Raw genomic sequence first — 11,265 nt, 5'->3', positions numbered from 1 at the left:
GTGCACTCAGGTTGGGTTCAATATCCCACCCAGCCGTTTTGTGAAATAATGCGCTTTTATTTCACTGTTGGAAAGATACAAGGTTGGGTAGCGTAGCATGGTGTGTGCGGAACACACCATGCATTTTCAATATTGCTTGAAATATATCAATCATGCACCAACGCATCAATCGGATTCAGTTTCGCCGCATTTTTGGCGGGAATAAAACCGAACAACACCCCGATAAAACTGGAACACAACACCGCCCCCACAATCGACCCCGTAGAAAACGCCATGCTGTAATCCTCCGCCACAAAACGGTTAAACAGCGCCCCCACCCCAAACGACAGCGCAATCCCCAAAAATCCCCCCAACAAACACAGCAACACCGATTCAATCAAAAACTGCTGCATAATGTTGCCCTGCCGCGCCCCAATCGCCATGCGCACGCCGATTTCGCGGGTGCGCTCCGTTACCGACACCAGCATGATGTTCATTACGCCGATGCCACCCACCACCAATGAAATCAAAGCAATGGACGACACCAGCAGCGTCATTGCGCCGGTGGCGCTTTCCACCGTCTGTTTGATGCTGTCGCTGTTGTTCATAAAAAAGTCCTGCGTGCCGTGCCGCGCCGTCAAAAGTTCAGTCAGGCTTTTTTCCGCCACTTGCGAATTGACTTCGTCTTTGATTTTTACGGTAATGTTGTTGATGTGTTTGTCGCCACTGATGCGGCTCATCACGGTGGTGTAGGGCGACCACATTTGCAGATTGTCACCGCCGCCGAAACCGCTTTTTTGTTCGGCGGTGATGCCGATAACGGTAAGCGGACGTTTTTTAAACAAAACCGTTTTGCCCAAAGGATTCACATTGTCGGGAAACAGTTTTTTCCTCGTGTTCGGGTCGATGACAACCACTTGGGCGCGTTGCTTCACATCGTCCGCGTCAAAACCGCGCCCTTGCGCCACTTGAATGCCGCGCACGTCAAAATACTGTTCGCCCGCGCCGTAGAGGGTGGCGGACAAATCGGTGTTGCGGAAGGTGAGCGTGCCGGTATTTTGCATCAGGGGCGTGGTGGCGGCAACGTAGCTTTGTTTGGCGATGGCTTCGCTGTCGGCAACGGTAAGCGTTTTGATGCGGTGGCGGCTGCGGTCGCCGAAGCCCTTGCCCGGATAAATGCCGATGGTATTTGTTCCCATCGCGCTGATGTCTTTCAGGATTTTTTCCTGCGTGCCTTTGCCCAACGCCACCACCGACACCACCGCCGCAATGCCGATGATAATCCCCAGCATGGTCAATAAAGAACGCATTTTGTGCGCCGCGACTGCCTGAAGCGACATTTTGCAGGCTTCGGCAAACTGGTCTTTGAAAAACGTCCAGCCGTGTTTTTCAGGCAGCGTGGTCAGTTCGGCGGGTTTGGGGACGGGATTTTGACTGCGGTCGCTGATGATTTCGCCATCGCGGATTTCAATGATGCGGTTGGCTTGGGCGGCGATGTGCGGGTCGTGGGTGACCATGATGACGGTATGCCCGTCCCGATGGAGTTGGCGGATAATGTCCAGCACGTTTTCGCCGCTTTGCGAGTCCAACGCGCCTGTCGGTTCGTCCGCAAAGATGATTTCGCCGCCGTTCATCAGGGCGCGGGCGATGGACACGCGCTGTTGCTGTCCGCCGGAGAGTTCGGACGGTTTGTTGTTTTCCTTGCCCTGCAAACCCAGTTTCGCCAACAGCATGTCGGCGCGGCGGGCGCGTTGCTGCTGCGGCACGCCCGCATAGACGGCGGGCAGGGCAACATTGTCGCGGGCGGTGAGCGTGCCGAGCAGGTTGTAGCGTTGGAAGATAAAGCCGAAGCGTTTGCGGCGCAGTGCGGCGAGGCGGTCGGCGTTCATGTCGGCGGTTTCTTCGCCGCCGATGCGGTAGGAGCCGGACGTGGGCGCGTCCAAACAGCCCAGAATGTTCATCAGCGTGGATTTGCCCGAACCGGATTGCCCGATGATGGCGACAAAATCGCCTTTGGCAATGTCCAAATTAATGTTTTTCAAGATGTGGACGCGGTTGTCGCCCGTGCCGAAGTAGCGGTTGAGGTTGCGGCATTGGATAAGGGACATGGCGGGGGTTCTTTATAATAAAGTGGCGTGGCGTTTTCAGGCTGCCTGAAAACAGAACATCATCTGCCGCGCCGTCATTCCCGCGCAGGCGGGAATCCAAGTTTAAATTTCGGCAATCGGCTGTTTTATCCGAACGGATTGTAGATTTTTACTTGGATTCCCGCCTGCGCGGGAATGACGGCACACTCGGGCAGAACGGCGAAATTCAGCATTTCCGTTTTAACGCATCGGCGGCCCGTTGCGCTGCGGACGTTTATTGACCTGCTCGCTCTGCTCGTCCGCACTCATTTCCGACACAACCACCTGCTCGCCTTCTTTCAAACCCTTGCGGATTTCCACATTCATCGTGTCTTTCAAACCCGTTTCCACTTCGCGTTCCTGAGCCTTGCCGTCCGCGCCCAACACGCGCACGCTCGCCTTGCCCTGCCGCGTTTTCACGGTCATGTTCGGGACAACCAACACATCTTCCGCGCTCTGGATTTGGATTTCGTTTTGCGTGGTCATGCCGATGGCGAGTTTGCCTTCGGGATTGTCAATCAGAGCGCGGGCGTAATAGTAAACCGCGCTGTCGCCGCCATCGGCGTTTTTGCTGTAACTGCCTTTGGACAAAGCGGTCAAACCGGGATCCATGCTTTCCAACACGCCCTCAATCGGCGCATCGGGTTCGGACAAAATGGTAAAACTCAATTTTTGTCCCGCTTTCACTTTGGTGGCATCGCCTTCGGCAATCTGCATTTTGTTCAGCATCACGCTCAAATCGGCGATTTGGGCGATGGTGGGACTGCTGTTGTTGGCGTTTACCGTCTGACCCGCTTCCGCCGCCAGCGACACCACCGTGCCGCTTATCGGCGCGGTGATGCGGGTGTAGCCCAAATCGGCTTCGGCGGTGTTGATGGCGGTTTCGGTTTGTTTGATGGCGGAATGCAGTTCCTTGATTTTGGCTTTGGCGGCGGCAAGGGCGTCTTCCGTGTTTTCCAACTCTTCCCGCGACACCGCGTCTGCCTGCTGCAAGGCGCGGTAACGGTCAAACTTGCGCTGCGCCGTTTTCAGGGCGATTTGCGCCGATTCCAACTGCGCCCGATGCGTGTCCAGCTTGGCGCGGTGGTTCGCCAAAGCGTTGCGCTGGGTGGTGCTGTCAATCTCGGCAATCACATCGCCTTGTTGCACCGTGCTGCCGATAGCCACATAAATTTTGGTAATCTGCCCCGAAGCCTGTGCGCCCACGTCCACCAACTGCGAAGCGGTCAGCTCGCCCACCGCCGACACGGTTTGGCGCACCGTGCCGCGCTTGACCGGCTCGGTGATGTAGGCAATTTTGTTTTCGGGTGTGAAATAGCGGTGTCCGCCAAACGCGGCGGCGGCAATCACGGTAAGGGCTATCAGGATTTTGAACGCGGTTTTCATCACGGCGGCATCGGTACAAGAAAAACGCGCCATATTAGCCCAAAGCCGCAGCCGAATCAAATTTCCTCATGCCCGCAACAAAAAATTATCCAATAAAAAACATTATTTTGTATCTGTGTGTAAAATTTTGCCGATAAATGTCTTGCCTGTGTAAAGTTTTTTTGGTTTAATACGCGCTTCGTTGATGCAGCCATGCGAAACGTTAAGGGTGATTAGCTCAGTTGGTAGAGCGTCTGCCTTACAAGCAGAATGTCGGCGGTTCGACTCCGTCATCACCCACCACTTTTCCGAACTGTGTCGGCGTTGGTTGGTAATTGCGGTGGTAGCTCAGTTGGTTAGAGTACTGGCCTGTCACGCCAGTGGTCGCGGGTTCGAGCCCCGTCCACCGCGCCAAACGTTTTTTTCATCATGTACTCCTTTCATTCATAAAATCCTTTCAATGAAGTTGAAAACCTTTCAGGGCGTTCCTGAAAGGTCTTTTTTTGCGCTTTTTCGGGGTATGGACAAACCATGCCGGTCGGGCGCACAATCGCGCTTTTCCACAACCGACAACAGGACTGAATTGTGAAACACCTTGTTTTGACAGGTGCGGTGGCGGCACTGTGTGCGTGTGCGCCCGCGCCGAAAAATCCGCCGCAAACCGCCGCCAATCCCGCCGCGCTGCAACGCGTGTGGATGCTCACCGCAATGCCCGGTTTCAACAAAGCGCAACTCACCGCCGCGCAAGCGCAGATGGATTGGCGCAAGCTGCCGCGCGCGGGCGCGTATTTGGGCTGCAACCGTTTGATGTTTGAAGCGAAACCGCAGGCAGACGGTAGCGTGTCTTTCGGCGGCATCGCTTCCACGCGCATGGCGTGTCCCGATTTGGCGGCGATGGAGGGCGGTTTTGCCCGTCTGCTGCCGCAGATGAACGCCTACCGCGTGGAAGGGCATCATTTGATTTTGCGCGGCGCGGCGGGCGAGATGCGTTTTGTGGCGCAGGATTGGGATTGATAACCGCTTGAAAGGCTGAAAAATGAATGAAACCGTTTATTTCTCCGTGCTGATGGCTTTGTCTGCTGCCGTTCCCGTGTTTGTGGTCAAACGCGGCTGGGTCAAGCCGCCATCGCCGAAACAACAATTTCAAACCAGATGGTTGATTGGGCTGCTGGCTTGTCTTTCTTATCTCTTGATTTATGTCGTGTGAAAACTTGTTTTCAGGCTGCCTGAAACGCTCTCTCCCGCCCCTGCTTGCGGGGGAGGGCTGGGGTGGGAGAACATGCCGCATTCCGCAACGGCATTTCTTTGAACGGCAAACATTCTTCCCCCGCCCTAGGACGTGTTATCAATTAAATTTTATACTGAAAATCAGTAGAATATAAAAAATGCCGTCATTCCCGCGCAGGCGGGAATCCAAGTAAAAATCTACAATCCGTTCGGATACAACAGCCGATTGCCGAAATTTAAACTTGGATTCCCGCCTGTGCGGGAATGACGGCGCAGCGTTTTTTCGGTCAAACAATGACACGCCCCGACCCGCCCCTGCAAGCAGGCACGGAAACCTCATTCGCCGCCGCATTTTCCCCGCGTTGCCCCGTTTTTGTGGCAAAATCCGCCTTTCACTTTCCCGCTTTTGGAGCAAACCACCATGTCCATCGACAAAGTTGTTGAACTGATAGAAGAACACGAAATCCGCTATGTGGATTTGCGTTTTACCGACACCGCCGGCAAACAACACCATTTCACCGTCCCCGCCCGCGCCGTGCTGGACGACCCCGAAGAATGGTTTGAAAACGGACAAATGTTTGACGGCTCGTCCATCGGCGGCTGGAAAGGCATTCAGGCTTCCGATATGCAGCTCCGCCCCGACCCCGAAACGGCTTATATTGACCCGTTTTATGACGATGCCACGCTGGTGCTTACCTGCGATGTGATTGACCCCGCCGAAGGCAAGGGCTACGACCGCGACCCGCGTTCCATCGCCCGCCGCGCCGAAGCGTATTTGAAATCGTCCGGCATCGGCGACACCGCCTATTTCGGCCCCGAGCCGGAATTTTTCGTGTTTGACGGCGTGGCATTTGACACGCAAATGCACGCCGCGCATTTCGCCATCACCTCCGAAAGCGGCGCGTGGGCGAGCGGCAAGCATTTGGACGGACAAAATACCGGACACCGTGCGCGGGTGAAAGGCGGTTACGCGCCCGTTGCGCCGGTGGACGCGGGACAGGATTTGCGCTCGGCGATGGTCAACGTGTTGGAAGAAATCGGCGTGCCGGTGGAAGTGCACCACGCTGAAGTCGGCACCGGCAGCCAAATGGAAATCGGTACGAAATTCAACACATTATTAAAACGCGCCGACCAAACCCAAGACATGAAATATGTGATTTGGAATGTGGCGCACAATTTCGGCAAAACCGCCACCTTTATGCCCAAGCCTTTGATGGGCGACAACGGCTCCGGCATGCACGTTCACCAATCCATTTGGAAAAACGGACAAAACCTGTTTGCGGGCGAAGGTTATGCGGGGCTGTCTGAAACCGCGCTGTATTACATCGGCGGCATCATCAAACACGCCAAAGCCTTGAATGCCATCAGTAATCCGTCCACCAATTCCTACAAACGTTTGGTGCCGCATTTTGAAGCGCCGACCAAATTGGCGTATTCGGCGAAAAACCGTTCCGCATCGATTCGCATTCCGTCCTGCACGAGCAGCAAGGCGCGGCGCATCGAGGCGCGTTTCCCCGACCCGACCGCCAATCCGTATTTGTGTTTTGCCGCGCTGCTGATGGCGGGCTTGGACGGCATTCAAAACAAAATCCACCCCGGCGACCCCGCCGACAAAAACCTGTACGACCTGCCGCCCGAAGAAGACGCGCTGGTGCCGACCGTGTGCGCTTCGCTGGAAGAGGCGTTGGACGCGCTCAAAGCCGACCACGAATTTTTGTTGCGCGGCGGCGTGTTCAGCAAAGACTGGATTGACAGCTACATCGCCTTCAAATCCGAAGATGTGAAGCGCATGCGTATGGCGCCGCATCCTTTGGAGTTTGAGATGTATTATTCGCTGTAATCCGAAAAAGCAACCCCGTTTTCCAATCAGGTGAAAACGGGGTTTTCCGTGCGTGTGGAGCTTATTACGCTTCTTCTTCGTCTGCGCGTCCATAAATCCGGCGCGTGCCGTTGGGTTCGGGCGGGGAGACGATGCCCGCTTCTTCCAGCGACTGCATCAGATTGGCGGCGCGGTTGTAGCCGATGCGCAAATGCCGTTGCAGCGAAGAAATCGATGCCTTGCGGCTGCTGACGACAAAATCCGCCGCCTGTTCAAACAAATCGTCCCGTCCGTCTGCCGGTGCGCCCGCACGGTCGGGCAGGGCGCAAGCCGGTGCCGCTTCGCCGCTCAAAATGCCTTCGACATAATCGGGCTCGCCCTGTTCTTTGACAAACGCCACCACGCGGTGCACTTCGTCGTCGCCGACAAATGCGCCCTGCATGCGTACCGGCTCGGCATCGCCCGGACGCAGAAACAGCAAATCGCCGTTTTTCAGCAGCACGTCCGCGCCCGGTTGGTCGAGAATGGTGCGGCTGTCGATTTTGCTCTGCACGGTAAACGCCATGCGGGTGGGGACGTTGGCTTTAATCAGCCCCGTTACCACGTCCACGCTGGGGCGTTGGGTGGCGATAATCATGTGAATGCCCGATGCGCGGGCTTTTTGTGCCAAACGGGCAATTTGCACTTCTACGGCTTTTTTCTCGGTCATCATCAAATCCGCCAGTTCGTCAATCACAATGACAAGCTGCGGCAGTTCGGTCAGTGCTTCGGGGGCGTTGGGGTCGGGGGAAAACGGGTTGTGCGGGGTGTCGCCGTTTGCTTTGGTTTGGCGGATTTTTTCGTTGAAGCCGTGCAGGTTGCGTACGCCCAAGTGCGACATCAGGCGGTAGCGGCGTTCCATTTCCGCCACGCACCAGTTCAGGGCGTTGCCTGCGGCTTTCATGTCGGTAACGACGGGGCAGAGCAGGTGGGGAATGCCTTCGTACACCGACAGTTCGAGCATTTTCGGGTCAATCATGATGAAGCGCACTTCCGATGGCGCGGCTTTGTAGAGTATTGAGACAATCATGGCATTGACGCCGACCGATTTGCCCGAGCCGGTCATGCCGCCCACCAGCAGGTGCGGCATTTTTGCCAAGTCGCCGACCATCGCCGCGCCTTCGATGTTTTTGCCCAGTGCGATGGAGAGCTTGGATTCGGCGTCGGCAAACAGGTCGGAGGCGATGATTTCGTGCAGCAAAACGTCTTGGCGGTGTTCGTTGGGCAATTCGATGCCCATGGTGTTTTTGCCCGGAATGGTTTCGACCACGCGCACCGACTGGACGGACAGGGCGCGTGCCAAATCTTTGGCAAGGCTGACAATCTGGCTGCCTTTCACGCCGCGTGCGGGCTCGATTTCGTAGCGGGTGATGACGGGGCCTTGTGTGGCTTGGACGGCTTTGGCTTCGATGCCGAATTCGGCGAGTTTGTCGGTGATGCGGGTGCCGGTTTCGTTGAGTCGGGTTTCGTCCGTTGCGGCAAAGTCGTCGCGAATCGGGGCTTTGAGCAAGTCGGTGTCGGGCAGGCGGTAGCCGTCTGTGCGCGGACGCGGCGGGCGTTTGGCGGGGGCGGGGTTGCCGTTGGCGGAGACGGCGGCGCGGATGCGGTCGGATTGGGCGTGTTTGGCGGCGGGGTCGGCGGCGGGTGTTTGTTTGCCGTCGGGCGGGGCAAGCCGCGAGAGCCATGATTTTTTGGCGGGCTTGGGGGCGGTTTGGTCGGCGGCAGACGGGGTGTCGGGTGCGCTGTCGCGCCACACTTTGCGGATTTCGCCCCACAGCATTTTTGCCGTTTCGCGGTAGGAAAACTGTACCAGCAGTTTCACGCCCACCAGCACCATGGTTACCAGTACGAACAGGCTGCCGATGTGTCCCAAAAACATCACCATGCCTTGCGAAATCATTTTGCCCGTCCAGCCGCCCACGCCGTAGGGCAGGCTGTCGGCAAAGCGGTCTGCCCAAAACAGGGTTTCCAGCACGGGGCTGAACAGCATCAGCACGCCCAAGCCGATGCCGGCGACAACGGGCGAGTAGCGTTGTTCGATGCCGTGTCCGAGCGGGCGGAAGTTGCGGTAGAGCCACACGCTGGCGGCGACCACCGTCCACCATACCGACAAGCCCACCGCGTAGTAGCCCACGTCTGCCAGATACGCGCCCGCCAAGCCGCCCCAGTTGTGCAGTTCGTCGTGGCGGCGGATGCTGCGCGACAATGAGGGGTCGTCCATGTGGAAGCTCGCCAGTGCCAGCGCGATGTAGGCGGTGGCGATGAACATCATCAGCCAAATGGAATCGTGCACCACCGTGCCGTTTTTCTTGACGGGTGCGGCTGCGGCAGGGGCGGCTGCGGATTTTTTCGGCAGGGGCGTGCCGGTTTTGGGGCGTGCCGGTGCGGGGGTTTTGGTGGTTTTTTTGCTGTTGGAAAACATGGCGGCTCGACTAAAAAACGCGGCTGCCCGAAGGAGCGGGCAGCACAGACATACGGACAAACGGCAGGCAACGCCGCACGGGGCATTCCGGCCGCAAACGCACCGCCGAAGCGGCACGTTTGAAAAAAGATTTTCCGCAAAACACAATCGTTTGCGCGTAGCGTTGATTATAACGGATTTGCCGCCGATAATTAAGCGACACGGCCGAAAACGCTGGAAACTGTCTCACCGTTGTCAAAAACCAAAGTTTTTTCCGGAAAACGCAGCGCCGCCAAACGAAACGCCGATGCCGAAGGCGCGATGCCTTTTTTGCGGTCGCGCCACCTTGCCCCCACCGAAAAATCACAACAAAACACATTGCCCCGCGCCCCGTGCCAATGATGGGCGGGCATGTGGAACAGTTGGCGCTGCCTTGCGCCCGCAAGCGGCGCGTGCCACTGCCGCCAATAATGACCGATGACCACCGGCACGGCATCGGCATAATCGTCCCACCACGCCCCGCGCAGCGAAAAACGCCAACGTCCGCTCGCAAAAAACGGCGCATCGGCGCGGTATTCCACCCCGCAGGTCAAAGCGCGTATCGGGTGGCTGCGGCTGCGGTACACATCGTGTTCGGCACTGGCTGCCAACTGCGGCGGCGTGCGCGAAGGCTCTTCCAAATCGTGTGCGTAACGGCGCTGTTCGTCCACATAATCGTCAAACCACGGCGCATGACGGATGCAGCGCTGCACCTGTTCGTCCCATTCCTGATACAGCGCGACAATGTCGTCGCCTGCCCGCCCGCGCACCGCCGCCACCGCATCGGGCAGCCACGCCGCATGCACCACGCGCAAATCGGAGCGTTCCAAAATCAAGGGCTGGCTTTGCAAAAAACGGCGCACCGCCGCCTTGCGCCGGTCGGGCAAACGCTGCCAAGGCGCATAATTCGCCGCATCTTTGGCGGCGCGGCAATCGAAAAACCAGCCCGAACCGTCTTTGGGTTCGTCTGCAAGCAAATTCATCTCGTGGTTGCCCAACACCATCTGCGCCCAACCCTCGCCGTGCGCCCGCTCAAACCATGCCAAGACCGCAGGCGCATCGGGGCCTCTGTCCACCAAGTCGCCGACAAACACCAGCTTGCGCCCCTGCGGATGTCTGCCTTCGGGCGAATAGCCCAAATAGTGCAACAAATTTTGCAAGGCTTCAAAATCACCATGCACATCGCCGACAATGTCCAATTTGCCGGCGGGCAAGTTTTGAATCAAAGGCATCATCGCCACCTGTTTGAAAAAACGCCATTATAACAAATGCCCTTGCCGCGCCCCGCATTTTGCAAACAAGTACTTGTTTTGCCGTTTGACCTGAAAGCCGCGCTGCTTTGCGGTATAATTGCGGGATTTTTCAGGCAGCCTGAAAAGGCAGTTTGGCGTTCCCCGAAGCCGTTTATCCAACTGTCGCACCATTTTATTTTCAAGCTGCCCATAAAATTACATTTCTACCAAATATGAAAGCAAAAGTTTCCATTTGGTTTGGCAAATTTCACAACCAAGCCGCACTAGAAAAATTCATGGAAGTGGATTATTCCGAAGCGCGGGATAATGAACCATGGATGACTTCCGATTTCGGGCGTGATTTTCGGATTACCTATTACGATGAGGATTTGATAGAGGTTTGTTTTCAAGAAAACGGCTTGGACAATGATTTGTTGGCACAGTTGTCGTATGCCGATACGTTTATGGATAAACTCATCTGTAATGACCCCTCATTTAATTCCGTGGTTGCAATTTATGAATTAGATTATGAACAGCAACACGATAAAATTGCAAAAAGTCCATTTTTTGAGTTTATCGGTTCGTTTGACTATTTTTTTAAAAAATAATTTTTCAGGCAGCTTATTGCTAAATAATCCATGAAAAATAAATCCAAGGAATGCTTAACGTGAAATTGGCAGAACCATTTTTTCAAACAATCAAAAAAAATGCAGTCGGATGGATTTTGAGTTTACTGGCACTGGTTTTTCACTTTATGCACACTCACGAAGTCAATTCATCATATCAAAAAATCCTACAAACTATTGTCGTTATGGATAAAATGCAACATCTCAATCTGACCGATATAAAACAAAAACTGCCTGCTGCGTTTTCCATTAACCAACAAAACGGACAAATTCAATTTATTGAATACCATAAAAAAACGCTGCTGATATTTGACGATTGTTTTGAACGATACGATTTTCAGAAAGAAACGTTTATAAACTATTGTTGGTAAAATTTCAGGCTGCCTGAAAAGCAAAATTCCCTTTTATATAG

The 11,265-nt window shown here is 55.4% G+C and carries 9 protein-coding genes and 2 tRNA genes; 7 read left to right on the top strand and 4 right to left on the bottom strand.

The window, feature by feature from the left end; genetic code table 11:
- Positions 1-146: 146 nt before the first annotated feature.
- Positions 147-2,087 (bottom strand): MacB family efflux pump subunit, encoded by a 1,941-nt coding sequence (locus G392_RS0108025; protein WP_027009829.1) that lies wholly within the window; start codon positions 2,085-2,087, stop codon positions 147-149.
- A gap of 219 nt (positions 2,088-2,306) precedes the next feature.
- Complete coding sequence (locus G392_RS0108020; protein ID WP_027009828.1) at positions 2,307-3,491, bottom strand: efflux RND transporter periplasmic adaptor subunit; 1,185 nt, start codon at positions 3,489-3,491, stop codon at positions 2,307-2,309.
- A gap of 206 nt (positions 3,492-3,697) precedes the next feature.
- Between G392_RS0108020 and G392_RS0108015 the strand changes: the two genes are divergently transcribed.
- The 5 genes from G392_RS0108015 to glnA all read left to right on the top strand — a co-directional run bounded on the left by G392_RS0108015 (position 3,698) and on the right by glnA (position 6,537).
- Positions 3,698-3,773: transfer RNA gene (locus tag G392_RS0108015), tRNA-Val, on the top strand.
- A 34-nt stretch (positions 3,774-3,807) separates the two neighbouring features.
- Positions 3,808-3,884: transfer RNA gene (locus tag G392_RS0108010), tRNA-Asp, on the top strand.
- A 171-nt stretch (positions 3,885-4,055) separates the two neighbouring features.
- Entirely contained in the window at positions 4,056-4,484 is a 429-nt protein-coding gene (locus tag G392_RS12490) for an META domain-containing protein (protein ID WP_051255644.1), read from the top strand.
- Positions 4,485-4,506: 22 nt separating this feature from the next.
- Positions 4,507-4,677 carry a hypothetical protein gene (locus G392_RS13650; RefSeq protein WP_156900854.1) on the top strand — a complete coding sequence of 57 codons (171 nt, stop codon included), beginning with the start codon at positions 4,507-4,509 and terminating at the stop codon, positions 4,675-4,677.
- A gap of 441 nt (positions 4,678-5,118) precedes the next feature.
- Positions 5,119-6,537: a type I glutamate--ammonia ligase gene (gene glnA / locus G392_RS0107995; RefSeq protein WP_027009827.1), complete on the top strand. Its 1,419-nt coding sequence runs from the start codon at positions 5,119-5,121 to the stop codon at positions 6,535-6,537.
- Positions 6,538-6,601: 64 nt separating this feature from the next.
- Here the strand turns inward: glnA and G392_RS0107990 are convergent, their stop codons facing one another.
- Both G392_RS0107990 and G392_RS0107980 read right to left on the bottom strand, forming a co-directional pair.
- Positions 6,602-8,977, bottom strand: coding sequence for a DNA translocase FtsK (locus G392_RS0107990; protein ID WP_051255643.1), 2,376 nt, complete (start codon positions 8,975-8,977; stop codon positions 6,602-6,604).
- A gap of 191 nt (positions 8,978-9,168) precedes the next feature.
- On the bottom strand, positions 9,169-10,227 hold the full coding sequence (locus G392_RS0107980; protein ID WP_027009824.1) for a metallophosphoesterase: 1,059 nt from the start codon (positions 10,225-10,227) through the stop codon (positions 9,169-9,171).
- Between the two features lie 152 nt (positions 10,228-10,379).
- On the opposite strand from G392_RS0107980, the gene G392_RS0107970 reads away from it, so the two are divergent.
- Both G392_RS0107970 and G392_RS0107965 read left to right on the top strand, forming a co-directional pair.
- A complete protein-coding gene (locus tag G392_RS0107970) occupies positions 10,380-10,835 on the top strand; it encodes an immunity 22 family protein (protein ID WP_156900853.1) in 456 nt (151 codons plus the stop codon).
- Between the two features lie 59 nt (positions 10,836-10,894).
- On the top strand, positions 10,895-11,224 hold the full coding sequence (locus tag G392_RS0107965; protein ID WP_156900852.1) for a hypothetical protein: 330 nt from the start codon (positions 10,895-10,897) through the stop codon (positions 11,222-11,224).
- Positions 11,225-11,265: the final 41 nt, after the last annotated feature.

Origin of the sequence: Conchiformibius kuhniae DSM 17694, assembly GCF_000428785.1 — a bacterium.
Lineage (GTDB): Bacteria > Pseudomonadota > Gammaproteobacteria > Burkholderiales > Neisseriaceae > Conchiformibius > Conchiformibius kuhniae.
This window is presented reverse-complemented; position numbering and strand designations above follow the sequence as displayed.

Excerpts from the sequence above, each read along its gene's own strand:
- G392_RS0108025 (WP_027009829.1), bottom strand. The coding sequence starts at position 2,087 with ATGTCCCTTATCCAATGCCGCAACCTCAACCGCTACTTCGGCACGGGC.
- G392_RS0108020 (WP_027009828.1), bottom strand. The coding sequence starts at position 3,491 with ATGAAAACCGCGTTCAAAATCCTGATAGCCCTTACCGTGATTGCCGCC.
- G392_RS13650 (WP_156900854.1), top strand. The coding sequence starts at position 4,507 with ATGAATGAAACCGTTTATTTCTCCGTGCTGATGGCTTTGTCTGCTGCC.
- glnA (WP_027009827.1), top strand. The coding sequence starts at position 5,119 with ATGTCCATCGACAAAGTTGTTGAACTGATAGAAGAACACGAAATCCGC.
- G392_RS0107990 (WP_051255643.1), bottom strand. The coding sequence starts at position 8,977 with ATGTTTTCCAACAGCAAAAAAACCACCAAAACCCCCGCACCGGCACGC.
- G392_RS0107980 (WP_027009824.1), bottom strand. The coding sequence starts at position 10,227 with ATGCCTTTGATTCAAAACTTGCCCGCCGGCAAATTGGACATTGTCGGC.